Source organism: Mesorhizobium sp. M7A.F.Ca.US.006.01.1.1 (assembly GCF_003997935.1).
GTDB lineage: Bacteria > Pseudomonadota > Alphaproteobacteria > Rhizobiales > Rhizobiaceae > Mesorhizobium.
Genome location: NZ_RZQL01000095.1, coordinates 1 through 24,256 on the forward strand (window position 1 = coordinate 1; position 24,256 = coordinate 24,256).

At 60.6% G+C, this 24,256-nt stretch carries 22 protein-coding genes and 4 pseudogenes; 9 read left to right on the forward strand and 17 right to left on the reverse strand.

Going from position 1 to position 24,256, the window contains the following annotated elements; all coding sequences use genetic code 11:
- Nucleotides 1-264 precede the first annotated feature (264 nt).
- The 3 genes from EN943_RS17815 to EN943_RS17825 all read right to left on the reverse strand — a co-directional run bounded on the left by EN943_RS17815 (nucleotide 265) and on the right by EN943_RS17825 (nucleotide 1,506).
- Nucleotides 265-585, reverse strand: a complete 321-nt coding sequence (locus tag EN943_RS17815; RefSeq protein WP_127413906.1) for a KTSC domain-containing protein — start codon at nucleotides 583-585, stop codon at nucleotides 265-267.
- Nucleotides 586-1,177: 592 nt separating this feature from the next.
- Nucleotides 1,178-1,369 carry a hypothetical protein gene (locus EN943_RS17820; protein ID WP_127413908.1) on the reverse strand — a complete coding sequence of 64 codons (192 nt, stop codon included), beginning with the start codon at nucleotides 1,367-1,369 and terminating at the stop codon, nucleotides 1,178-1,180.
- Entirely contained in the window at nucleotides 1,366-1,506 is a 141-nt protein-coding gene (locus EN943_RS17825; protein ID WP_032809501.1) for an entericidin A/B family lipoprotein, read from the reverse strand. The genes EN943_RS17820 and EN943_RS17825 overlap by 4 nt, the downstream gene beginning before the upstream one ends.
- A gap of 685 nt (nucleotides 1,507-2,191) precedes the next feature.
- Between EN943_RS17825 and EN943_RS38375 the strand changes: the two are divergent.
- Nucleotides 2,192-2,856: pseudogene (locus EN943_RS38375) on the forward strand (OB-fold nucleic acid binding domain-containing protein); the annotation flags it as partial.
- An 85-nt stretch (nucleotides 2,857-2,941) separates the two neighbouring features.
- Here the strand turns inward: EN943_RS38375 and EN943_RS17835 are convergent.
- From EN943_RS17835 to EN943_RS17860, 6 genes and pseudogenes are all read right to left on the reverse strand, one after another.
- Nucleotides 2,942-3,673, reverse strand: a pseudogene (locus EN943_RS17835) (alpha/beta hydrolase).
- A 149-nt stretch (nucleotides 3,674-3,822) separates the two neighbouring features.
- On the reverse strand, nucleotides 3,823-4,533 hold the full coding sequence (locus EN943_RS17840) for a hypothetical protein (protein WP_245475888.1): 711 nt from the start codon (nucleotides 4,531-4,533) through the stop codon (nucleotides 3,823-3,825).
- 5 nt (nucleotides 4,534-4,538) lie between these two features.
- Nucleotides 4,539-5,132, reverse strand: a complete 594-nt coding sequence (locus tag EN943_RS17845; protein ID WP_127413910.1) for an SOS response-associated peptidase family protein — start codon at nucleotides 5,130-5,132, stop codon at nucleotides 4,539-4,541.
- Between the two features lie 907 nt (nucleotides 5,133-6,039).
- Entirely contained in the window at nucleotides 6,040-6,732 is a 693-nt protein-coding gene (locus tag EN943_RS17855; protein WP_245475889.1) for a DUF2243 domain-containing protein, read from the reverse strand.
- An 11-nt stretch (nucleotides 6,733-6,743) separates the two neighbouring features.
- Nucleotides 6,744-6,842 (reverse strand): annotated as a pseudogene (locus tag EN943_RS38380) (DUF2243 domain-containing protein); the annotation flags it as partial.
- A 1-nt stretch (nucleotide 6,843) separates the two neighbouring features.
- Complete coding sequence (locus EN943_RS17860) at nucleotides 6,844-7,014, reverse strand: hypothetical protein (protein WP_013525040.1); 171 nt, start codon at nucleotides 7,012-7,014, stop codon at nucleotides 6,844-6,846.
- 154 nt (nucleotides 7,015-7,168) lie between these two features.
- Between EN943_RS17860 and ctaD the strand changes: the two are divergent.
- Nucleotides 7,169-8,823: pseudogene (ctaD, locus tag EN943_RS17865) on the forward strand (cytochrome c oxidase subunit I).
- A gap of 77 nt (nucleotides 8,824-8,900) precedes the next feature.
- On the opposite strand, the gene sdhD reads toward ctaD, so the two are convergent.
- Complete coding sequence (gene sdhD / locus EN943_RS17870) at nucleotides 8,901-9,290, reverse strand: succinate dehydrogenase, hydrophobic membrane anchor protein (RefSeq protein WP_127413913.1); 390 nt, start codon at nucleotides 9,288-9,290, stop codon at nucleotides 8,901-8,903.
- A 663-nt stretch (nucleotides 9,291-9,953) separates the two neighbouring features.
- On the opposite strand from sdhD, the gene cphA reads away from it, so the two are divergent.
- The 4 genes from cphA (at nucleotide 9,954) to EN943_RS17895 (ending at nucleotide 15,574) form a co-directional block, all read left to right on the forward strand.
- On the forward strand, nucleotides 9,954-12,734 hold the full coding sequence (gene cphA / locus EN943_RS17880; protein WP_281060851.1) for a cyanophycin synthetase: 2,781 nt from the start codon (nucleotides 9,954-9,956) through the stop codon (nucleotides 12,732-12,734).
- Entirely contained in the window at nucleotides 12,734-13,636 is a 903-nt protein-coding gene (locus EN943_RS17885; protein WP_127413915.1) for an isoaspartyl peptidase/L-asparaginase family protein, read from the forward strand. Before cphA ends, EN943_RS17885 begins: the two co-directional genes overlap by 1 nt.
- On the forward strand, nucleotides 13,633-14,457 hold the full coding sequence (locus EN943_RS17890; RefSeq protein ID WP_013525046.1) for a cyanophycinase: 825 nt from the start codon (nucleotides 13,633-13,635) through the stop codon (nucleotides 14,455-14,457). The genes EN943_RS17885 and EN943_RS17890 overlap by 4 nt, the downstream gene beginning before the upstream one ends.
- Nucleotides 14,458-14,716: 259 nt before the next feature.
- Nucleotides 14,717-15,574 (forward strand): alpha/beta hydrolase, encoded by an 858-nt coding sequence (locus tag EN943_RS17895; protein ID WP_224673125.1) that lies wholly within the window; start codon nucleotides 14,717-14,719, stop codon nucleotides 15,572-15,574.
- A gap of 652 nt (nucleotides 15,575-16,226) precedes the next feature.
- Here EN943_RS17895 and EN943_RS17900 read toward each other — a convergent pair.
- Together EN943_RS17900 and EN943_RS17905 are read right to left on the reverse strand one after the other, a co-directional pair.
- The gene (locus EN943_RS17900) at nucleotides 16,227-16,709 is read right to left on the reverse strand and encodes a DUF2269 family protein (RefSeq protein ID WP_027163563.1); all 483 of its coding nucleotides are present in this window, start codon (nucleotides 16,707-16,709) and stop codon (nucleotides 16,227-16,229) included.
- Entirely contained in the window at nucleotides 16,709-17,995 is a 1,287-nt protein-coding gene (locus EN943_RS17905; protein ID WP_127413917.1) for an SDR family oxidoreductase, read from the reverse strand. Before EN943_RS17905 ends, EN943_RS17900 begins: the two co-directional genes overlap by 1 nt.
- Between EN943_RS17905 and EN943_RS37670 the strand changes: the two genes are divergently transcribed.
- Nucleotides 17,900-18,376 carry a hypothetical protein gene (locus EN943_RS37670; protein WP_164778240.1) on the forward strand — a complete coding sequence of 159 codons (477 nt, stop codon included), beginning with the start codon at nucleotides 17,900-17,902 and terminating at the stop codon, nucleotides 18,374-18,376. The two genes, EN943_RS17905 and EN943_RS37670, sit on opposite strands and share 96 nt — an antisense overlap.
- A gap of 53 nt (nucleotides 18,377-18,429) precedes the next feature.
- Here the strand turns inward: EN943_RS37670 and EN943_RS17915 are convergent, their stop codons facing one another.
- Both EN943_RS17915 and EN943_RS38820 read right to left on the reverse strand, forming a co-directional pair.
- Nucleotides 18,430-18,954 carry a ferritin-like domain-containing protein gene (locus tag EN943_RS17915; RefSeq protein WP_127413921.1) on the reverse strand — a complete coding sequence of 175 codons (525 nt, stop codon included), beginning with the start codon at nucleotides 18,952-18,954 and terminating at the stop codon, nucleotides 18,430-18,432.
- 550 nt (nucleotides 18,955-19,504) lie between these two features.
- Nucleotides 19,505-19,639: a hypothetical protein gene (locus EN943_RS38820; protein WP_013525051.1), complete on the reverse strand. Its 135-nt coding sequence runs from the start codon at nucleotides 19,637-19,639 to the stop codon at nucleotides 19,505-19,507.
- A 480-nt stretch (nucleotides 19,640-20,119) separates the two neighbouring features.
- On the opposite strand from EN943_RS38820, the gene EN943_RS17925 reads away from it, so the two are divergent.
- Together EN943_RS17925 and EN943_RS17930 are read left to right on the forward strand one after the other, a co-directional pair.
- Entirely contained in the window at nucleotides 20,120-21,088 is a 969-nt protein-coding gene (locus tag EN943_RS17925) for a manganese catalase family protein (RefSeq protein WP_024505775.1), read from the forward strand.
- A gap of 128 nt (nucleotides 21,089-21,216) precedes the next feature.
- Entirely contained in the window at nucleotides 21,217-22,266 is a 1,050-nt protein-coding gene (locus tag EN943_RS17930; RefSeq protein WP_063170815.1) for a chemotaxis protein CheB, read from the forward strand.
- A gap of 327 nt (nucleotides 22,267-22,593) precedes the next feature.
- Here EN943_RS17930 and EN943_RS17935 read toward each other — a convergent pair whose 3' ends face one another.
- The 3 genes from EN943_RS17935 to EN943_RS17945 form a co-directional block, all read right to left on the reverse strand.
- Nucleotides 22,594-22,839, reverse strand: a complete 246-nt coding sequence (locus tag EN943_RS17935) for a hypothetical protein (protein ID WP_063170814.1) — start codon at nucleotides 22,837-22,839, stop codon at nucleotides 22,594-22,596.
- 42 nt (nucleotides 22,840-22,881) lie between these two features.
- A complete protein-coding gene (locus tag EN943_RS17940) occupies nucleotides 22,882-23,265 on the reverse strand; it encodes a hypothetical protein (RefSeq protein WP_063170813.1) in 384 nt (127 codons plus the stop codon).
- A 727-nt stretch (nucleotides 23,266-23,992) separates the two neighbouring features.
- A partial coding sequence (locus tag EN943_RS17945; RefSeq protein ID WP_127413923.1) for a response regulator occupies nucleotides 23,993-24,256 on the reverse strand: 264 nt, incomplete at its 5' end.

Consider the following 24,256-nt stretch of genomic DNA (forward strand, 5'->3'; position numbering starts at 1 on the left):
TCCATGGGCTTGATGAACTTCAGACGCATGCGCTGACTCGCATAGTGCGATTCAATTAGCGCTCGCTAAAATGGTTCCGGAACATTTTAGACGAATTGAATGTTTGATGGTTATGACGAAGCTATCCGACCTTGGACCGCCGATTCCCGGCACGCAGCACGGCGGCGAGCCTGCCGACGAGCGCGATAATTTCATGACCTGTCCGGTCTGCGGCCAGCAGTTCGACATGCGCGATTTCCGCCAGGTCGCTTGGCACAATCTGCCTCAGCATGAACCGCTGGAACCGGAGCTTGCCACGGGCCGGAACGCGAACTGGTTGCGGATCCGATCATTGAAATAGCGGCCCTTGGCAAAGGCAGATTTGAAATCGGCGACGATCTCCGGCGGTACATCCAGAAAGTCGTACTGCCTGCCACTCGCTACAAACCACACTGAGAGAACCCTGGTTTCCGGGTCGTATTCGAACTTGCGTATTGAGGTCGACGGCATGGTGCACCAGGTCATTGCCGGTGAGCGACCCGCGAGATGGCCCGCCCAGTGAGGAAGCAGAGAGCGGGCCGACCACGGCTGTACGTCCATGGCCATCATCGCCTCCACGGAAGGACGGTGACAGCATTCCAACTCCCATTGGATTTCGGCGTTCCACACATAAACAAAAAGGCCCGCCACCTCTCGGCAGCGGGCAGTGGGTCGCTAGGATCACCCAGCGGTACCTAAAGTACACCCAGCCTCGCCAAAAGGGAAATGTTAGATATCTCTAATGGATGAGTCGGACCCTGGGGCTGACCGTGGGGTATCAAATCCGAGAATACAGCGGGCCAGGTGATAGCGGAATACCGAGCTGAGGCCCCGACATCCTATTGCGCCGCCGCACAGGCAACGAAAATGCCCGTGACGCTACACCGATCCGGAAACTACTTTCTTGAGGTGACCGATGCGAGCACGGAGGGTGTTCGCCTACCAATACGCCGATTTGCTCTACTGAGTGGCTTTGAGCAGCGGCTGCTGCTTCACCTCCGGGCCAAACCGGCCGCTCCCATTCATAGCCGCAGCGGGCTGTCCTAGGGATAGTTGGACTGGACGGTGTGTTGATTCACCCCTGCTGGATGGCTGAGGTGCAAAACCATGCAAACCACAATGCGCGGATACGCGACAGAAAGCCGTTGCGTCGTCGACTTTATTCAAGCCGGAATTCAACCGCATGCTTGTCGTCCTCGCGAATGAGGCCACTGTCCATGGCGGCTTCGAACGCCTTGGTGAAATACTGATCATCGGAGGCCTCGTGATCCTGCTGCGCAAGATCGATCGGCAGCGCTCCGATCACGCGGCCCGTTGTCTTCTCGGTAACCGTGACGGTCCTCTGCATCATGGTTTGTTGACCGTGTCGTCGACTGCGTTGGCCGTTGCCTTGACGTCCCGGCCGACGCCTCGGACGGTGTTGGCGCAGGCCGCAAGGGCAAAGGCACAGGCAAGAATGACAATCGGTGTGATGCGTAGCAGTTTCATGGACGGGTTCTCCTATTTGTGATTATCAAGTCCGCTTTGCCGTAGCGCACCTGTAACCGCCATCACCTTGTTGTGGGGGCCGCTCCATCTGCGTTGTCAAAGGGCGTTGCGATGGTCGTCCCACCAGAGCCAGTATCACAGCCAGGAACGGAAGGCCGATCAGCGGTGGTGCGTAGACAACGTACGCTGGGCGGGCATTCTTCATCGCCCATGTAGCACCATTTGTCGGTCAGGACCTAATCCACCTTAAAATGCCGATGCGCCTCTATTCTTCACATCGCCGACTTCCTGCACCACCGTGGCAAGCGATTCCTTCTATAGGAAACAGCCATGATTTTCCGCACCCCGACGGCAACACGACAACCTCGTTTGAGCGATAGCTAAGCGGCGGCAACTAGGTTGTGGCGCTGGCCAGGATAACGGAGGGTTGAGGGCAAGAGCGGTGACGAACGCCACGCGTCGCGATCCGGTGCGAACCAGCGGGCGAAGAACTTCGGTCGCGTTGGACGGCAAACTGGCACTCCAGATTGAGGGCTGTCCTGTCGAATTTGACCAAGACTTAGCCAGCCTTCCCAAATCCGGGAACGATGTTAGGGGGAGAGCGCTACATCGCAGGGGCCGACTATTGGGCGCGTCTTTTGCTACCGCCGGCATGCAGCGTGAGCAGTCGTGATCGATCGCAGCGGCACTGCGCGACGAGCCGCTGCCACTGTTTGCGGCGGCCTCCGGCAGCGAGCAGCGGACGGTATCGGAGATCCAGGAGCCCGTTGTCGCGCTGCGTGCGATGACCGCCGGCGGGCGAAGTGGTCGAGGACTACGGGCATGTTGGACTGACCCTGCGCGACCATCCTGTTTCGTTCCTGCGCGCCGACCTGGGCGCAAGCGCATCGTCTCGTGTCGTGAGGCCATGCAGGCGCGCGACGGCCAATGGCGGGAGGCAGCAGGCCTCGTGCTGGTCCGCCAACGACCTGGCTCGGCCAAGGGCGTCATGTTCATTACGATCGAGGATGAGACCGGCATCGCCAATCTAGTGGTGTGGGTCAAGGTCTTCGAAAATATCGCAGGGTCGTGCTCGGCGCCGGCATGATCGGCGTCTATGGGCGCATTCAGCGGGAGGGCGAGGTGGTTCATCTTGTCGCTCATCGTTTGAGCGATCTTTCCGCCGATCTGGCCAGCGTTGGCGATCGAGATGCTGCGTTCCCTTTGCCGCATGGGCGCGGCGATGAGTTCCATCACGGCAGCCCAACGCCAGACCCGCGCGGCATGCCGAAAGGACCGGGGCCGAGGAACATCATCGATCCCTATCTGCACATCGACCAGATCAAGGTGAAGACGCGGGATTTCAAATAGGGCGGTGCAAGAACGAGTCTGCCGAACAATGGCTGGGTTCGTCGATACGCATAAGCGATCGCTCAATCGGTGCTTCTGTCATTTTTCAGAGAAAGGCCTTGAACGCTGCTGCGAGAGCGGTGGGATTTTCTTCGGCGACATGGTGCCCGCTCTTGATTCCGTAGCCCCCCACGTCGTCGGCCCGGTGCTTCCAGATGGCAACCGGATCGCCATAGATCTGCTCCAAGTCGTCGTCGAGCGACCAAAGGCAGAGCATCGGACAGTGCACCTTCCTGCCGTCATCTCGGTCTTCGCGGTCGTGGCGATGGTCGATCCTGATACCTGCGCGGCAGTCTTCGACCATGCCATGGACGATGGCGGGATCGTGGATGAATGAAACCAATTCGTCATAGGCATCGTGTCCCATCTCATCTGGCCGCAAGGCGCTGTACCATGCCATCGGGTCTGCAAGGATGGCCCGTTCCGGCTTCTCGGGTTGAGCAAAGAAGAACCAGTGGTACCAATCGCGGGCAAAGTTCCAGTCGGCCCGTTCCAGATGCTCGATAACTGGCAATCCATCCACGGCAATCAGTTTCGCACCAGGTTGGGATGGTCCATCGCCATTCTGAAAGCGACCAGACTTCCACGATCATTGCCCGGCGACGAAGAAACTATGGTGGCCCAAGCTTGCTGACAGCAAGTCCGCGACCTGGCCCCAAGTCATATGCGTGCGAGGATGGCCATGGATCAGAAGCAGAGGCGGCCCAGATCCGCCATGCCGAAGCCTTATCGGCTCGCCCTCGGTTTCCAACATTTCAAGCACGAAGTTGTCGAACATCTGCCATCCTCAAAAATGGGCGGTTGTCGGTTTGAAGAACTCCTTGAGCATGGATTGGTTCGGGACGTGCCAATCGCGACCGCAGATGGTTTCGGCTCCCGGTTAGCTTTCGCTCAGGGCTCATTCTGGACGCGAATGGCTAGACGGATTTAACGGAGCAGGCCCTCGTCGTCGAACGCGTTCCAGCCCTTCAACTTGGGCCGGGGAGCGTCATCTCTGGGGTCATTCCCGGCACCGCGAACCTTCTCGCTACCCTTTCCCGCCCGCGTCAGGGCAGCCTTGCCGGCGCCACGTCGCCTGTTCTCTGTAACTTGCTGCGCGTCCTCTTCACGCCAAAGGCTTGGCAGATCACGATCAAGGATGTCCTCGATGTGCCTGGGATCGAACACGTGGAAGGTGACGGCCTTGGATCGACCGCGCATCTTCACGGTGCGGGTCCCAATGCTTTGCAGCCGTCCGTCTTTCAGCCACTTGTGACGCTCACGCGAAGAGATCGCAAGGATGTCTTCGGCCTCGCGCGGCAGGACCGGGAGTACTGCGATAGTTTCCAGTGTCTTGGCGATCTTGTTCGAGGCGGCCTCGAACTCTTCGGCATCGTCTTCGCGCATCCGCAATGTCATGCGACCAGTCTCGGCTTTGACGTACTTCCTCACCGCCCAAGGCAGGCGGGCACGTATTTCACGCTCGATACCTTTCGTGCGCACCGACGACCCAAGCGTCGCTGATGGCGGAAGGGGCCACTCGGTAATCAGTGACAACGAGGTGCTGACGCTTTGGCGAGAGCCGCGATCTCGAGGGGCCACAATTGCCGCAGCCAAGCCGCCAAGAATCTTTCGTGTTTGCGCAAAACGCACCGGCATCTGAGCTAGTCGCTTCCTTGTCGCACGGTTTCTACCGCCAGCGACCCGGCCGGCAGGGCCTTCAACAGCTCCACCTCGGGTTTCGTGAGGTGGATCCATGCCGCCCAATTATCCGGGCGCAGAACCACAATCTGGCGATTGTGGATGGGCGCCACGTCCAGGCCGGGTTCCGTCGTCAGCATAGCGAATGTCGGGGGCTTGTTGCCTTCGCCATCGCGCCACAGGCCGGCGATCGCCATGAACGAGGCGCCGTTGAGCGTGAAGCGATGCTTAGCCTTTGGAGACTTCTTTCCCGTGAATTCGAAGAAAGCCGACGCCGGAATAAGGCAGCGCTTGCTGTTGGAGAAGTTCCGTCCTTCCGAGCGGAAGTTGAAGATCGGCCCGCCTTTGGGCCCTGAGGGCGGAAAGGCAAAGGTCATGCGCGTGAGTTCGCTCGTGTCGCCGGCGGCGCGCATGATCGGGGCGAGATCACTGATGCGGATGTCATCCGCCTGCGGCAGATCCAGTTCGGTTTGATAAGTGGGAATGTCGAGCGCCAGCAATTGCATCATCCTGCAATATTCGGCCCAGGCGATATGCTGCTCATAGTCGTTGCACATGGCTGCCCACGCTTTCAGTCAGTTGATGACTTATAACAGATAACGCGGCTTGGCTGCGGCGCCACCATCCGGAGATTTTCCGCTATGCCCGAAATCTCGCGATCTGCTTGAGCATCGCGCAGTTGCCGTGATGACATCGCCGTGGCTCACAATGATGCGCTCAAGGTCTGGTTCATCAGACCATCTGCGGAAAGCCGTGCCCAGCAGGTACCGCCGCCAGGTATGGCTCGCTATGTCTGGACCTTTCCGACACCGCAGTACTGACCGAGATTCTGGCAGAGTTGGCCCGTTCTGGTGCTGGCTCCCGTCTCGATCTGATATGCAAGGTCTGCGATGCCAAGGGCAACGAATCCAGCAATTCAGGGTAGCGTTACGGGTCCTGAGAACCGCGACGTGATGCTTCACCGGCCAACCTGCCATTGAAAAACCCGCCACTGAGGGAGCAGTAACGGGCCTTCCGGTGTTATGCTCGGCCAGGGAAACCGAGCGCAATCCAAACTTCATTTTCGGAGCCATGTTGCAGTGGGTCCGCCCCTGCTGGCGGGCAGAGGCGGACCCGGCCAAGGCTTGGGACCCAGGCCCGGCAGCGGGGGACGCTGCCGCCGTTTCCAACCTGCCTCGACATATCAGGTTCCACTAATGCACAAAAAGCCCGCCACCTTTGAGCAGCGGGCCTTCCAAAGCTGCAATTCTCTTGATTAATCGATAATCCCGGAGACCCCGGATGAGTTGGGCGAAGCCGTCACCGACGACAGCCGCTCACGTTTCGTGAATGCCGGCTTCTGATAGCTGTTCTTCATCGATCTTACCCTTTGCCAATCCGCAATGTGCCACTCTTTGCCGTCGGCCAGGCGTGGCAACCGGCCGACAAAAAGCCCGCCATCTTTCGGAAGCGGGCTAGGATGCCTCACTGCTGGATGGGACGACTGCTCGCACCAGCGGCATCGGTCCAGGCGAGGCATCCGGCAATGACAGGCGTTGTGCCGACGACCAGGGCGCCGCGCGCGTGCAGGGTCATCAACCCGCGCCATGAGACCCGATCGACCGCCCAGATGGTGCCGCTGGCGTCGACCCACTTGAGGTCGGCGTCGGCCGCTTGAACCGCCTGCATCATCGCGGCCGGTTGCATCCCAGCTCGAAAGACGATGACGGAAGTGGCGGCACCGTTGAAGAGCGGGCCAGCACCCGCAGCCAGTCCTGCAAGCAGGACGATGCTGGTCAGAGCCGCCGAGGCACCTGCCGGTCCACCGCGGTTGGGCAGCACCAGCACCAACAGCAGCGGCACGATTCCGAAGATGACCAGCCACCAAATATCCCAGGCGAGCGGCATGTCGCTGTTCATCTTGATCCGATGCAGGCCGAGCAGCCAATGGAACACAATGGCGTCCACCAGATGCCAGACGCCGAACCCGATGAAGGCCAGCCGAAGGATCTCGGTCGTCGTTACGGCCCGCCTGCCTGCTGCCCTCGCCGCCACCAGCAGCACCGTGCCGGCAACGGCGAACACGTACATGAACAAGTGGAAGAGGCCGTCGGCCATGATCTGGAAGCGCAGGTCGGAACCCGCCGGGTCGGCGAGGCCGAGAGAAGATGATGCCATTGCAGAATCTGGTGCAGGACGATGCCGTCGAAGAAACCGCCCAGCGCGAAGCCGAGCAGAAGCCAGCCGACTCTCGTTCTCGGATCGAGTTTCGCGGTGATGGTGTCCATATCAGGACGACTCCGCCGAAACCGGAGAGCCAAGTCTGGTTAGCAGCTCCAGGTGCATCGCCCTGTCCGGCGTCGGGTCGTGGAGATCATGACGGGCCTCGATCCAGAAGGCGGTAATCAGCCCGCCGACCACTGTCGTCAGAACCAAAGTCCCAGCAATGATTGCCAGCATGGATGTCGACCCTTCAACCGCGGGCACGCCGCGCCCGACCCGAACCTTGGCTTCTGCCGTATGTTCCCTCGCGTCGGGCGTTCTGGGGAGGAATAATCAACTTACATCATGGTTCGGATGCCCTGTTGGGGGATGGCTGAAGCGGAGAACATTCATGAGTGAATATTCGGCGGCGGCTCCGAGCAGCCGCGACGACCACAAGCCGCGGGGCATCACCCGCTGGCTGTTTTCGACAAACCACAAGGATATCGGAACCCTCTACCTGATCTTCGCCTTCATCGCGGGGGTCATCGGCATGCTCTTGTCGGTGGGCATGCGAATTGAACTGCAGCAACCCGGGATCCAGGTTTTCCCCGGGTTGGGATCGATGATCTACGGCTACCAAGGCGACGCGGCCATAGATGCCGGCAAGCAACTTTATAACGTGTTCACCACGGCGCACGCGCTGATCATGATCTTCTTCACCGTCATGCCCGCACTGATCGGTGGTTTCGCCAACTGGATGGTTCCGATCATGATCGGCGCCCCGGACATGGCGTTCCCACGCATGAATAACATCTCGTTCTGGCTGCTGCCGCCGGCATTGATGCTGCTTTTATTGTCGATCTTCATGCCCAGCGTCCCCGGCGGATACGGTCCCGGGACCGGCTGGTTCCTCTACCCGCCCCTGTCGACGTCCGGCCATCCCGGTCCTGCCGTCGATCTGGTCATTCTTTCTCTGCACATCGCGGGAGCCTCCTCGATACTAGGCGCCATCAATTTCATCACCACGATCTTCAATATGCGCGCGCCAGGGATGACGTTGCATAAAATGCCTCTGTTCGTGGTCGATCCTCATCACCGGATTCTGCTGCTGCTGGCCCTGCCTGTCCTGGCAGGGGCCATCACAATGCTCCTGACCGATAGAAATTTCGGCACCACATTCTTCGCGCCGGACGGCGGCGGCGATCCTATCCGTACCAGCATCTCTTCTGGTTTTTCGGCCATCCGGAAGTCTACATCATGATCTTGCCGGCCTTCGGCATCGTCAGCCAGGTGATCTCGACATTTTCGCGAAAGCCGATCTTCGGCTATCTGGGGATGGTCTACGCGATCGTCGCGATCGGAGCGATCGGCTTCGTCGTCTGGGCCCACCATATGTACACCAGCGGAATAGGGCTGGACACGCAGCGCTATTTCACCTTCGCCACGATGGTGATCGCGGTGCCGACTGGGATCAAGGTGTTCTCCTGGATCGCGACCATGTGGGGTGGTTCCCTTAGCCTGCGCGCCCCGATGCTGTGGGCGCTCGGCTTCATATTCCTGTTCACTGTCGGAGGCGTGACCGGCGTACAGCTTGCAAATGCCAGCCTGGACCGCCAATTGCACGACACCTACTATGTCGTCGCACACTTCCACTACATTCTCTCGTTGGGTGCGATCTTCGGCATCTTCGCGGGCTGGTATTACTGGTTTCCGAAGATGACTGGATATTTGTACAATCCGCTTTTGGCTGCAATCCATTTCTGGACGACCTTCGTCGGTGTGAATCTCGGCTTCTTCCCCCACCACTTTCTCGGAATGGCCGGCATGCCACGTCGCTATATCGACTATCCCGACGCTTTTGCCGGTTGGAACATGGTCTCCTCCTTTGGATCGTATCTGTCGGCCGCGAGTGTCCTGATTTTCCTTGCCGGCATCGTGGAGGCTTTCCACCGGCGACGGGCCGCCGGCATGAACCCCTGGGGGCCGGGAGCCACCACATTGGAATGGGAGTTGACCTCTCCACCGCCTTTCCATCAATGGGACAGGCTGCCGAAAATCAAATGAATCCGGCTGGCGAGCGCGACCGGCGGCGGGATCGGCGCTGAGTTGGAAGGCGCGCGCCGCGCTGGCCGTGAATTGACCTATCGGAAGCTGATCACGAGCACGGCGAAAAAGCTGGCGAGGGCTACTGCCCAGCAAAACAACCAGTTGGCGATCAGCAGGATAGATTTCAGCACCGTGGCGTGGCAATAATCTTCGATGATCGATTGCATGCCCAGCCGCATGTGGACGCAGTTCACCAGAATGAAGGCGATGAGGGCGGGTGCGACATAGATCGATCCGACTACGCGGATGACGACATCTCGAGGCTCTCCGCTCAGCCTTATGACGACCGCGACGATGTAGATGACGAGGATCAACAGTGCAGCAGATGTCAGTCGTTCCAGCATGAACGTTTCGGTTCCGTGTTTAGCCGACCCAAGGCCGCGCACTCGAGCTAGCGGAGTTCTGATCGAGCGTCGGTCAGCCATCTTGCTTCCCCAAACTCACCTGGTTCCGTTGCCCGTAACTCAAGCTGTTGCTGTCCAATGCTCGGGCTCGCGTCACGGACGGATAGTGCGCAAGCACGTTCTCCAGTTTGGCGAGGCGAGCTTTTTGGGCGGTTAGCTCGTATCCTGAACGCCATCCAATCTTCCCGGGTCTGCCAGCTTTCCACAACTCCTTTTCAAGGAGCGAGATGCTGAGGCGGACGGCGTCGATCTCTTTGACCAGCGCGGCCTTCACCAATTTCCGACTCTGCATGGCTTTAGTTCCGGTGGGCAAGGGTGGCGCCAAACACAGTGCATTTGGAAATGTTCCCCGGTGGGTGTCCGGCGTTGAAAATATAAATGCTTCGATGCTGCCCTCAAAGCGGTCGCCACAAGCCCACCCGGCACTCGGCACCTGGGATCTCTGTCCCCACCCTGGTCGGGTCTCGCCTCCAATGGGCCGCGGCTTGCCGGGCTATGCTTAGGAACAAGCAGGCGCATGCTTGGCCCGCCCCTTGCGGCAGGTAAGATGACCAGAATCTGTTATTTGGCCAACATATGTTAAACATGCTTTTTGTTTCTCGATCGCGCAAAAATATTTGCGTTTCATCGTCGGGAACGTATCGATCCTCAAGAAGTTTGCGGGGCTAGTCAGGAGAACGGGCTATGTCGGGCAACGAAATTCATCAAGACGCCTCGCGTTTTCGCACCAGCATCCGTGTCGTGGACGCTCGCGTGTTCCGCGGACCTCATCTCTACAGCATGAGTCCAATGGTCCGGATCCAGATTGACCTCGGGGCCCTTGAGGCGTTCCCGACAGACAAGCTGCCCGGGTTTACCGAGGACATCGTTCGCCTGTTGCCCGGCCTTGCGGCCCATGGCTGCAGCTATGGCGTCGCCGGCGGGTTCGTCCGCCGTATGCAGGAAGGAACCTGGCTCGGCCACGTCGTGGAGCACGTCGCCCTGGAACTGCAGAACATGCTGGGCCACCGGGTGACACGAGGAAAGACACGTTCGGTCAAAGGCAGTCCGGGCACTTACAACGTCATGTTCGCCTACAATGATGAGGTTGTGGGGCTGCTCGCCGGACGAGTTGCGCTCGAGTTGGTGGATGGTCTCCTGCCGGCCAATCTGCATGGCCTCGAGGGGCTCGACGAGATTGCCGAAATGGACGGGCCATTCGATTTCGCAGTGAGGCTGCAGCAGCTCAAGGCTCGCGCCGCCGAGCGTGCCTTGGGCCCCACGACCGCCTCTCTGGTGCGCGAGGCCGGGAGACGGGGGATTCCCGCGGCGCGGCTCGATGACAGCAGCCTGGTGCTGCTCGGCCAAGGCAAGCATCAGAAGCGAATCCGCGCCAGCTGCACCGACCTCACTTCCGAGATCGCGACCGAAATCGCCTCCGACAAGGACCTGACAAAATTCCTGCTGCAGCAGGCCGGGCTAACGGTCCCCAGCGGGGAACTGGTGCGATCGGCGCAGGACGCGGTCGCGGCAGCGGCACGGCTCGGGTACCCTGTGGTCACCAAACCACTGGACGGCAATCATGGAAACGGCGTCAACATCGGCCTCGCAACCGAGGACGAAGTCCGCTGGGGCTTCGAACAGGCGCGAGAACACAGTCGCAGCGTTATCGTCGAGCAGCACTTCGTCGGCTCGGACCACAGGATCCTGGTGATCGGAGGAAAGGTGGTGGCGCTTGCCGAGAGGGTCCCGGCACATGTCGTCGGCGATGGCCGGAGTTCTGTCGCCGAACTCGTCGAGGAGACGAACCACGACCCGCGACGGGGAGAGGGCCATTCTTCGGTGCTGACCCGCATCGAGATCGACGAATGTGTCGAGCATTTCCTGTCAAAGTCGCAGCTCACGCTTTCGAGCGTTCCAGCGCCGGGTCAAATGGTGCTCCTGCGACCCACCGCTAATCTGTCGACCGGCGGGACGGCAATTGACCGGACGGATGAAATCCATCCGGAAAACGCGCTGATCGCCAGGCGGGCGGCACAGATCGTCGGTCTCGACATTGCGGGGATCGACTTCGTCTGCCCTGACATTTCCCGGCCGGTCAGCGAGACCGGCGGCGGCATCATAGAGGTGAATGCCGGTCCCGGGTTTCGCATGCATCTCGAACCGTCCTCAGGCCGCGCCCGCAATGTCGCACGGCCGGTGCTCGATCTTCTCTTCAGGGGTGGCAAGGACGGCCGCATTCCAATCTTCGCGATCACAGGGACAAACGGCAAGTCGACCACCGCCAGAATGCTCTCGCACATTCTTCAGGCGAATGGTGCAACGGTCGGGCTCACCTCGACCACCGGCGTCTACCTGAACGGCGAGCGGATCATGACAGGCGATTGCTCGGGTCCGCAAAGCGCCAGGATCGTGCTTCGCGAGCCAGGTGTCGATGTCGCCGTGCTGGAATGTGCACGCGGCGGCATCCTGCGCGAAGGCCTTGCATTCGACGCATGCGACATTGGCGCGGTGCTGAACGTCCATGGCGATCATCTGGGGCTGAGAGGCATCGACACTATCGACGACCTGGCGGAAGTGAAGTCGGTGGTCGTCGAGTCTGTCCGCCGCGGCGGGTGGAGCATCCTCAACGCCGACGACATTCACACCTCCGCGATGTCGCGCGAAGCAGGGGGCAGGATCTGCTACTTCTCGCTGGTGAACAGGAGCGACTGGCCCGATTTCCTGTGCAGCCACGTGGCGGAAGGCGGCCGCGCCGTGACGCGGGAGCGCAGCAGGGACGGTTGGGACATCGTCATCCACGAGGATGGGGAGTCGATGTTCCTGATGGACGTCGACGAAATTCCCGCGACCTTCGAGGGGGCCGCTGAATTCAATGTTGCCAACAGCTTGGCGGCCGTTGCGATGGCACATTGCCACGACATACCTGCGGCAACTATCCGCGCTGCATTGGCCGAGTTCACCACCTCGTTCGAGCATTCTCCCGGTCGCCTCAACGTCTTCGACGGGCATGGTTTCCGCACGATCGTTGACTACGCGCACAATCCCGACGGGTTGAAGGCGCTGGGAAAGCTCGTTTCCCATATGAAGCGCGGGTATCAGCGCACGATCGGCCTTGTCGCAATACCGGGCGACCGCCGCGATTGCGACATACGCGAGATGGGCGCGGTGGCTTCGCGAATATTCGACGTCATCGTCTTCAAGGAGGATGAACATGAACTGCGCGGCCGAGCCCCCGGAACGATCGCCGGCTTGCTGCGGGAAGGCGCCTTGAACGCCGGCTGCGCTCCAGGGCGCATACAAGCCGTCTGTCCCGAAAAAGAGGCCGTCGACGTGTGTCTCCAGCTTGCTCGGGAGAAAGACCTTGTCGTGCTCACCGTCGACGACGTTGAGGCGGTCTGGAGCCACGTGACCGGGTTTGAGGGCGCGGCACCTTCTCGGCGAGGGCCCGATCAGACCCGTGTTCGCCATCTGAGGGCTGGCTGATGTGGTCGCTCATCCTGCACGGCGGCGCCAAGGAGATCGATCCAGAAGAGGAGGAGGCGCATCGCAACGGGTGCATCAAGGCGCTTGAGGCCGGTCGCGCCGTCCTGGCCGGCGGCGGAACTGCAGTCGACGCGGTAGAAGCCGCCGGTCGTGTCCTCGAGACGGACCCGACGTTCAATGCAGGATATGGCAGTGCCCTAAATTCGGACGGCGAGGTCGAAATGTGCGCAGGCGTCATGGAGGGCAGGGACTTCAATGTGGGCGCCGTCGCTGTGATCAAGGGCGTGCGCCATCCCATCAGTGTCGCCAAGGCCATGCTGCATGAGGAGCCAATCCTGCTGGCGTCGGACGGCGCCAGGCGTTTCGCGGCCGATAAACAACTGGAGCTTTGCGATCCGGCTGATTTGGTCACGCCGCAGCAACGCGATTTGGCCAGCAAGTCGGAGGCGAAGGATACAATCGGCGTCGTTGCCCTTGACCAGTATGGGGATCTCGCCGTGGGCACTTCGACCGGGGGACTGGACGGCAGCGCTCCGGGCCGTGTGGGCGATTCTCCGCAACCCGGTTGCGGCTACTACGCCGACAACCAGCTGGGCGCCGTGGCCTTTTCGGGAGACGGCGAGCATATCGCGCGAAAGGCTCTCGCCGCTCGCGTCATGCAGGAGCTTTCCGCGCGGCGCGCACTTTCCTCTGGACACGCAGCTATGGCGGGCATTGAGGAGGTGCTGGAGCCCTCCCTCATGGAGGTTGAGGCGATCGGCGGTGAAGCGGGAGCCATCGTGCTTACCCCAACCGGGAAGTCCGGGTGGGCGCACAACAGCCGGGAGTTCGCAGTCGCGTTCATGACCAGCGAGGACAACCATCCGCATGTCTTCGTGCGCAAGAGAGACGAGGGCAGATGACCGACAGGAAGAAAAGGCGCCCCTCCAATGGCAAAGCCGGAACGCTTGTCATTATCGGTGGCCACGAGGACCATGACGGCGATCGCGTCATATTGAAGGAGGTCGCAAGTCTGGTTCCGAACGGGCGCCTGGTCCTTGCGACCATCGCTTCGCATGAGCCGGATGGCTATCTCGAGAAGTATCAGAAGTCCTTCGGCGAGTTGGGCATCAAGGAAGTCGTCGAGCTCTACGTCAACGACCGTCTCGAGGCGGCGCATGAAAAAAAAATAAGCGCGCTCGCAAACGTGAGCGCTGTGTTCTTCTCCGGTGGTGACCAGCTCCGCATCACCAGCCAGATCGGCGACACCCCCATCGACGAGCGGGTGCACGAAATTTATGAAGCCGGAGGCATAATTGCCGGCACCTCCGCGGGCGCGTCGGTCATGAGCGATACCATGATGGTGAAGGGGCCGAACGCTGCGTCCTTTCGGATCGGCCATATTCGCATGGCGCCGGGGTTGGGCCTGCTGCCGAATGTCATCATCGACCAGCACTTTGCGGAGCGGGGCCGCATCGGGCGGCTCATCGGAGCGGTGTCGCAGAACCCACGGGTCCTGGGCATCGGCATCGATGAAGACACGGCGATCGTGGTGAATGGCGAGATGTTCAAGGTCATCGGCAGCGGCGCTGTCTATCTGGTCGATGCAGCCGGCGTCACGCATTCCAACATCGCGGAAGGTGAACCTGATGCCGCCCTTTCCATCCATGATCTGAGGGTTCACGTGCTGAGCTCCGGCGATGCCTTCGATCTCGCGATGCGACGCCCGGTCGGGGTTCCGTGAGGCTTCGATACCCTGATGGCAAAGATGCGGCGGGACAGGCTGACCGAAATTGGCGACGTCGATGCCGATGCACAACCGCGACGCGCTCAACGGTGGGCCACCGTGCAGACCCAGCGCAGGAGTCAGTATGTTTTCAAACCGGATAAAACTCGCCACACTGTTTGCGGCTGCCGCCCTGTCGCTGGCGGCATACAATAACGCACGCGCCAGGAAGGCCTTGGCTCCCCGTTCGAGGGGACGCACTCTGAGGATCGATGGGGTGGACCTGAGTATCATCGAGAAAGGCAGCGGGCCTCCTTTGCTCCTGTTGCATGGCAATGGCTCGGTTGCGGAGGATTTTGCGGTCAGCGGCGTGCTCGACCTGGCGAGTGCCAACCATCGGGTCCTCGCCTTCGACCGGCCAGGTTTCGGCGGAAGCTCGCGACCGGCTCGAAAGCGCTGGTCGGCGTGCGAGCAGGCCGATCTCTTCCACGAGGCCGCCGCCAAAATAGGCATTCACAAGTACCTCGTGCTCGGACATTCCTGGGGCGCGTGGATCGCGCTGGAGATGGCCCGCAGGCACGCTCCCTCGGTCGCCGGCCTGGTCCTCGTCTCTGGATATTACTATCCCTCACCGAGGCTGGATCTCGCTCTTGCAGCACTACCGGCCATACCGCTGATGGGCTCGGCATTTCTTCACACCTTGCTGCCGCTCGCAGTAAGGCTCGGCTGGCCGTCGGCCATGCGAAAGATATTCCGGCCCGGGCCGATCTCGAACGTTTTTTCCGTGAGCACAAAGGAGGTCGCCAGCCGCCCCTCTCAGTTGCGCTCAGTCTGTGTGGAGACAGCCCTGATGCTCAGCGCGGCGCTGTTTACGAAACCTAGCTATCGGGACATCGACGTGCCGACCGGAATCGTGGCTGGAGCAGGGGACAGGCTGTTCGACGCTCGGCGTGAAGCGGAACGCTTGCATGCCGAAATTTCAGGGTCACTGATGGAAATAATCCCGAATTCCGGGCACATGGCCCACCACAGTGACCCGCAGGCGGTGCTCGGAATGATCGACAAGGTCACCTGTATGCCTCGTCCACCAAAAGAAGGTGGCAGCAGCGACGCGCTCTCGCCAGCTGCGCGCTGACCATCATCGATCAGGGCAGCCTGCGCCTTGTCGTATTGGCAGGGCAGGGTACTTGCGCCGAGCCGGTACGCCGGGCGTCGCCCATTGCCCCCAGGCTGAGAGCCTACAGAAGATTCCGATTGCGCCCGACACCAAGCGGCCGAACTGCCTCCTGAAGGCACGGGTCACGCCGGCGATGGATCCGCAGCAGAGATCGCCGAACGAAAGGACTGCGGGAAACGCGGTCGCTGATTTGCTCAGGCCTGCCGGTAGATGTGGCCTTCGTCGACGGTGGTCAAACGGCGCTATCTCGACTGCGGCCGGACGGCGACCTCGCCGAACCGCTCGGCAACACGATCGAGGCCCCGCGGCATGCGGGAGCGCCGTGCTCGGTGACGACAAGCTCGGGCTGCAATGCCGCAAGTTGCCACCGAAGTCGCCGACGATGCATTTCGAAGCCGTGCACGGGCGACGTGGATAGACGTGTCGTCGGCAATCAAAGTCCCGTCAGCCTCCCGCCACAGAGGTGCTCCGGCGATGGCCGGGAACCTGTGCAACCATAGCCACCCGGTATGTAGGAACGGAACGAGGCAGTCTGCGGCTGGCTCCATCGCCGGCCATTTGTTGGGCGCAACGATGTTGCAGACCGTGACGAGGGAGACGAAGTCCGGTGCTACAAGGCGAACCAGTCGATCGAAGGTCGCGAAATCATCAGCCAGAAGATGGCGAGCACTGCCGCGAAGGCAGGAAAGCCAAAGGCGAACCAGAGCCGAAACAAGGTGTCATAGCGCTGTGGTGGAGGTTGCTTCTCTGCCGCGGCCTGCATAGCGAGATTGCGCATCTCGATCTGCATCCACACGACTGGAAGCCAGAACAGGCCGGTGATGAGGTAGAGCAGGATCGAAAGCACAATCCACCCCTCGGTCAGCGGATAGCCGGAATGCCAGGCGAGGAATGCACCGGTGACAGGTTGGGCGACGACGGCGGTTGCAGTGAAGATGAAATCGGCGATCACGACGATGCGTGCGACCGCCGCGATGGTCGCGGAATTTCCGGTCCGGTGGGCGAGCAGCATGAAGAAGGCGATGCCGGCGCCGGTGCCCAGCAGCACGGCCGCGCCGACGACATGCAGGAACTTGAGCATGAAGTAGGTCATCAGCGTTCCTCCAGGACCGCCAGCGCGACAAAATGCAGAACCAGGATCGGCAGGATCTTCAGGAATGGGCCGAGCGGCTCGTTCCACAGTTCTGGTCGCAGCATGGTCCCCGCGATCGCATAGAAAAGAGCCACCGCAATCGCCCCGAACAGCCCCAGCCGACTGGTCGGTCGCCAGGCGATCAACGCGCCGACCGCCATGTCGGCCAGCGCTCCGGCGATGACCGCCGGTTCCGCCAGCGGACCGATGGCCGTGCCGACCAGCAAGTCGACCCCGCGGCGCCAGCCGGTGGTCAGGGAAATGATGCCGGTCATGATCCAGAAGAAGGGCAGGACAGTAAAGATCGCCGGCTTGACGAAATAGAGACGGGCGAACCATCGCTCCTGCACCGTCGCGGGATTGAGCTTTAGCGCCGCTTCGAGGCTGGATGGTTGGATCCCTGTCGCTGTGATCCACGCCTGCGGGTCGCCGACAGCGCCCCGCACGATTTCCTTGGCCGCATTGCTGCGCATCGGCGGGCGCCAGCCGAGCAGAGCCGCCGCATCGCCGACCCGGTACAGGCCGGCCGCGACGCTACCGGGCAGAGTGAACTCTCCAGCCGGTCTCGACCCGAGCCAGCGGCGGTAGAGGCCGACCACCTTGCTCATCGGCAGCGCTTCAGGTCCGGCAAGGTCAAGCGCAAGGTGCGATGCGCTATCGGGCCGGAGAAAATGCAGGACAGTGGCGATCACGTCATCCAACTGTACGACCTGAAGCCGACCCGTGCTGGGCATCACCGGCAACAGTGGCAATGCGGCCAGTCCGCGAAACAGCGCACTGGCGCCGAACGCCGGCCGGCCCAGCACGACCGACGGGCGCAGGATGACCCAGTCCAAATCGCGCGCCATCAACGCCTGGTCGCCAGCCAGCTTGGTGGCCGAGAAGGCGGACGGCTGCAGCCGATCGACCCCGATTGCCGAGAAGTGAATGACTTTTCTCACGCCCGCCTGCTCACAGGCGGCAAAGAGTGCCGATGCGCCACCCGCATGCACACCGCCAGTGCTTTCTTGCGCGCTGTCCTGCAGCACGCCGGCGCAGTTGACGACCGCGTCGATGCCTATCAGATGCGGGCTCCAGTCCTGCGTCTGCAGCGCCTTTGCCATGTCGAACAAGACAGGCGGCAAGCCTCTGAAGGGAGCGGCGCCGGCACGATGCAGCACGCGAACGATTTCATATCCATCGGCGGCCAGGCGCGCACAAAGAGAAGCTCCGATCAGACCCGACGCGCCGGTGACGAGGACCCTCACCTGGCACCTGAAAACTGCAGTGACAGTCGCGCCTCATCCTGTCTGCACGCGGAGCCGGACGAAACAGCGGTGTCGCTGCGATCGGGCCGCACGATCGAGCGATTCCGCGCGCCTCGCCGAGGGCAGATGGAAGCGAGCGTCGCGGCGCTGCTGGCGCGTCCGGCCAGAGCTCCGACAGTTTCGAGCAACGATATCGAGCGGAAGCTCGGGTTGATTGTTCCTTTGGTTTCTACCATGGGCGCTGATCCCAAGCTGCCACGGATGTTCCTGCAACCATTCATGGGCAAGGCGAGTTGTTCGCGCAGGAATGACCGCCTCGGACGGTTCGGTGCAACGACCGTATCCACTATTTGCTCATGCACGCAGCGCCAGCCAACCTGATCGACGGTGTCGATGGACTCGATCTCCCTCCCGCCCAACGCGTTCAGCTAGATCTAGGCGGCATCTTGCAGCGCCCTTTCATTTACGCTGGTTTCTCCAAGCTGCGTCAACGCCTCGTCCGTTGCCTTCTCTTCGTCGAGCGTCTGCTGCAGCAGCGGAACCGCGTCATTCAAGCCGAGCAGCCTTGCCCAGGTTACCAATGTCCTATAACGGGCGATCTCATAATGCTCGACGGCCTGGGCAGCGGCAACAAGCCCGGCGTCGAGGGCCGGCGCCGCTTGGAACTCCTCCAGTATCTCCCCGCCCTCCTCAATGATGCCGTCGATCGCGGGACAGGTCTTGCCCTGCGCGCGCTTGCCGAAAATCTCGAACACCTGCTGCAGCCGCTCAACCTGACCCTCAGTCTCGTCGCGGTGCTTCTCGAACGCGGCGGTCAACTCTTGCGATTCGGCACCCCTGGCCATTTTCTTGAGGGCACTTAAGATCTTACGCTCCGCGTAGTATATGTCCTTCAAGGCTTCGTAAAATAGATCTTCCAGGCCCTTTGTGCTGCTCTGGGCGCTTTTCTTCGTCGCCATCTCCATGTCCCACTTCGAGTTCAATGCTTCGCGGCATATGCAGCTCTAACAACCAAGGCCATCGGTTGTTCCTCGCCCTCAAAGACATGGTGGGAACACGAGCAAGGACCGTGATCTCGCTCCGTTCTGGTCGGCACAACCGGCGCCATGTCGCCTCTGCGCCTGGCTAGCCTCGCGGCCGCTTGTCAAGCCGCCTGCCGCGCCTTAACCGGCGTTCTCGCCTATCGAAGTCGATTGCTGGTCACGCTTTCGCCGATCAATGTTGATAAGACGGCGGTCGGGGGCCGCGGCGCCGGAACGACCTCTTCAGCGTTTTGTGGGCAAGCTGCTGTGAGACCAGATCGCGCGCTTTTCGGCACATATTGCAAGCCACAATGGTCGCTCGGCTGCCTCTGCCGGTCTAAACGGGACCCGGCCCGCGGCATGCCCGGATGGTTGAAGCGGATTGTTTAAAAGGTGTGTCGGGGTGAACTAGATCATGCGCCGCCATCGGTTGCGACGATCGAGCGACGATTGCTCCTACCGGCCGCCCGACCGCCGTTTCGCTTCTTCATCGATCCTGCGACCTGAGAATCTTGAGTGCCTCGTCCTTGGTGAGGCCGCACTTTCGGGCAAAGTAGTTCGCTTCGATGGCCCTTTCGCGATCCGTCCGAGACGCGGTGTTCTGCTTGGCCTTCTTGCCCATCGATGCTATCGCCTCGATTATATCGCCTGCTGGTGATCAAGCGCCTACGCCGTGGGAGGGCTCACGCGGGGATCGGGTCACCAATCTTGCAGCTCCGCTGCCTGGCTCGAACTGTGGTTTGGCGCGATTGTTCCGAGATCGCAAAACTTCGCAAGAGATGCCTGGCGCCGGACTTTGCTGTGGCCATTCGGGATCTGTCATCCCATCGCTGTGACCTGCAGACGAATGCAGAGCCTCAGCAGTTTTTTCGCCGCTTTCATCGTGGGTTAGTCCCGACAACATGTTCGTTCCAGTACCCGGAGGAAAACGTGCGCGACCAGTCTTTCTCCCATCTGGAGGCGCTCATTGATGTGCGTCCCGACACGAATTTCACCCCTAGCGCGCCATGGCCTCGCGGATCGGCCACTGCGTCACTCGATGCAATATGGAACAATCCTCGCAGGCGGATGTTGGGCAACCCAACCCCCTGGAGGATTGCCAATGTTCATGCACAACAAGCGCCTGCAATACACCGTCCGCGTTTCGGAGCCTAATCCCCGCCTGGCCTGCATGATCATGGAACAATTCGGTGGCGCCGATGGGGAGCTTGCCGCGGCGATGCGCTATTTCACGCAAGGCCTCGGCGAGGATGATCTTGGCCGTCGCGACATGTTGCTCGACATAGCCACTGAAGAACTCAGCCACCTTGAGGTGGTGGGATCGATCGTCACCATGCTGAACAAGGGGCTCAAGGCACAACTTGCCGAAGGCCAGATGAAAGAAGCGGACCTTTATATGATGATCGGCGCCAGCGGTACGACAGCCAAGGAATCCATCCTGTTTGGCGGTGCTCCCGCGCTGTGCGACTCAGCCGGCGTTCCCTGGACCGCGGCCTATGTCGACTCACGCGGTGAACCTACCGTGGATTTGCGGTCGAACATCGCCGCTGAAGCGCGCGCCAAGATCGTTTACGAACGCCTCATCAACATCACCGATGATCCGGGCATCAAGGACGCGCTCGGCTTCCTGATGACACGCGAGATCGCTCATCAAAAGTCGTTTGAGAAAGCACTCTACGCCATCGAAAACAATTTCCCGTCAGGCAAGCTCCCGGGCATCGAGAGGTACGCCAGCATGTACGTCAACACCTCTCAAGGTGACGGCGATACCAATGGTCCATGGAATTCCGGCGAAGAGTGGGATCGGATCGATGACCTTGAAGAGGTGATGCCCGTCGACGGCGGAGACGGCTTGGCAACCGTCAAAATGGGCGCCAGAGACATGAAGGTGGTGGCCAAGATGGCCGACCGTACTCTTTCTGATCCGGCGTCCGATCCGATCACGGGCGCTGATCTAGGTGCCGGTCCGGGAGCTGGCCGAACCAAGAACGCGGATTTTGGCGGCGCGGCAAGCATTCAGGAGGCCCCGGCCGTGGCCGAGGCTGCTGTCAAACGCGCACGTAAGCGTTAGTTTGGAGCTGACGTCATTGCGGGCAACTATGTTCGGGGTCAGGAAGCTAACGACGAAAGCAGGGGCATCCGACTGGCAGCAGCGGACTGGCCGGAGTGCTCGCTATTTGCTGAGTGGGTGAAGCACATATGGCCACCGCCGCACCACGATCAGAGTCGGAACATGCGGGGCAGTCGGAGAAGGTCCGTGCCTACGGTTGCGAGAACCGGTGCATTGTCGCAATCGGAGCCTCGGCGGGGGGCCTCGACGCGCTGAAGAGACTTGTCCGGGATATTTCGCCGGACATTCCGGCGGCCCTCCTCATCGTACAGCACGTCGGTCTCACGAGTTACCTCGGCGACATTCTCGGTCGCGCTGCCAACATGCCCGTAGCGAATGCCGCCAGCGGCACGAAGGTTAAAAACGGGCACATCTTCGTTGCACCGCCCGGAGCTCACCTGCTTTTACATGATGATCACATGCTGCTGCGGCGCGGGCCGCGGGAGAATTTGGCGCGCCCTGCCATCGATCCCCTTTTTCGATCAGCGGCCTGCAGCTTTGGCGGCAGCGTGATTGGTGTCGTGCTCACGGGCAGCCTCTCCGACGGAACCGCCGGCTTGCGCGCCATCAAGATTTGCGGAGGGGTCAGCGTGGTTCAAGATCCCGACGACGCTGCAGTACCCGATATGCCGCTGAGCGCCTTGCAGAATGTGGAAGTCGACCATTGCGTCGCCCTGTCCGAAATGGCTGGCCTGTTGCGCAGGCTTGCGTCCGAACTCGCAGGGCCGACACCAGAAATCCCGCCTGTCATCCGCCTTGAGGCTGCGATTGCTGCTCAGGAGCACAGCACAATGGAACAGACAGAACGCCAGCTTGGCATCCCCTCGACATTTGTCTGCCCCGAATGTCACGGACCGCTTTGGGAGATCGAAGACGGGCCGATTACCCGTTACCGTTGTCACACTGGACATGCATTCGGAGCGGACGTTTTGATGCAGGCCCAGGCGGACGATGCGGAACAGGCCCTTTGGAGCCTTCTAAGAGCGCACCAGCAGCGGGCCGAGTTGGCGAAACGGACGGCGCAACGAGAAGCCGCTCGGGAAAGACATAGCTTGGCCAGCCAAATGGCTACGCGGGCCGCGGAACACGAAGCCGACGCGAAACTTATTGAAGAAATTATCCATCGTCGAAGGCCGTGACAAAACACACGCCCCGACAACCATGACCTTATTTCAGTCCGGGGCTCACAGTACGGGGTTGGCGACTTGCCGGAAACCATGATCCCCCACAGAGACAGCGAGGGTGGTCAACACGAGTCATTCTTCAAACATCCTTCAATGCCGGCGGCAAACAACGATATTAGGTCACATTAGCGTCAGGCGGACGACGTCATTTCTACCTCGACGGCAGAAGGCGCCAATCGCATTTTCAGGCGTCTTGCAGTTCGAAAGCAATGATGGCAGCCTCAGCGACCGCATGCCGCTGGCGTTGGTGCGCAGCCATAATGAATAGCTAGGGCCGCGTCCTCATCCGTCGGGCGGCTCACGCACCAACTCGAACGTGACCTTCACGGAGAATAGGAGCTTGCTGGTGTGATCGCGGACATCGATGGCAACCTCTCTGAAAGTGCCGTCCGGCATCCGGTCTTTGGCTATTTCAAGCAACGCTCTTGCTGCCTCATCTTCAGCGGCTTCCCGGCTCGCAATTTCGGTTCCTTCAGGATCGGGAAAGACTTCGCCATCGTCGGTTAAATCAAAGAAGAAGCGGGCCATGCGACCCTAATTCCGAGCCCCCAAAAAGGTTTCCTTGTAGCGCTACTTGCTGGTGATCCAATCCACCAGGCCGGTTTCCATCTGCTCGCACCCGGTGAATTCATGTACCAGGCTCGTGGCCAGATCACGCCATTGATACTCAGGCACACCCGTTTGCCTGACCAACTCTCGGAATGCCGATCGGAGAATGTCGGCGTCAAAGGCTGAGACGGCGACGCTTGCCACGCCCGGATCTTCCCACCCTCGCGCCATGTCATCGTGGTGACGTTGGCGAAGGCGTTTGAGCAGTTCGCGCGATGTCTCGATTGCGCGCCTTGAACGATCCACGTCTTGGCGAAACTTGGCAGTTCCGATCATGGAATTATGCCGAACAAGATAGCCGGTTGCGATTACGCCTTGTGCAACTTCTAAATGCGTTCGAACCATCGCGGCCTCCCTTCCAGCGAAAGGAATTGTTTACCCTGTTGTCCAGCATAACCCCAACGGATTCGCTGTACGTTTTCAACCAATCGGCTATTCGGCGATTGTCGGCCAATTGCTGGGTTTTAGCTCCAGTGAGCGGCACTTCACCTCAAAGTGCCGTGGCGGCCGGCGCAGAGGTGCGCGAACGTTGGCGCCGACCAACAGAATCTGAGCGGTCATGCCTCGCGCTGGTGGAGTATATCGGCCCTTCGGGAACCACAGTGACGCCAAACGCAACGACCCGGAGAAGTCGGTGCGCACAGTCATTCATTTACAATATTAGCGCAGGCTGAAACTCGGACATGCAGGGTAGCTCGTACATGCCCTTAGCCCCGGTGAAGACCCAGCGCCGGCGCTTTTCTGTTTAGCTGCTGGGTAGGCCTGTCCGCACTCCTGCTTGACTGCGCGACTGCGAGAACAACGCCTCGCGGGTTCCCAATCCTTGCAAGTTAGATCCGGGAGCTAAAGTGCGGCATAGGCTGGTAGGGCAGGCGACCAAAGCGATCTTTCGAAGAACGAAGTCGTCCTCTCGCACGAATCGGCTGCCTGAACGTACACTTTCCATAGAAAACTCCCTTCTGACCGCCGAGCAGGTTGCCGCTTCGCAAGTACTCTCAGAGAAAAATATTGGAGGATCTTATCCCAGCTTGACGCATCAAGGAACTCAAAGGGGGTGGTCTCTAAGGCGACCCTACGCGACATTAGCGGCTGCTATTGCGTTCGCCAATTCTTCTTCAGTAAACGGCTTGCTGAGAATTTTGATGTCGCGAGTCCCCGGGAGTTCGGCGTAGCCCGTTGCTATAATGACGGGTACGTTCGGCCACTGGACTTTGATCGTATTCGATAGCTGCAGGCCCGTCATCTTCGGCATAGCATGATCCGTTATGACGAGGTCGAACGGCTGCTCCTCCAGCAACCTGAGGGCTGCCGCCGCAGAATGCGCCTCCGCGACAGT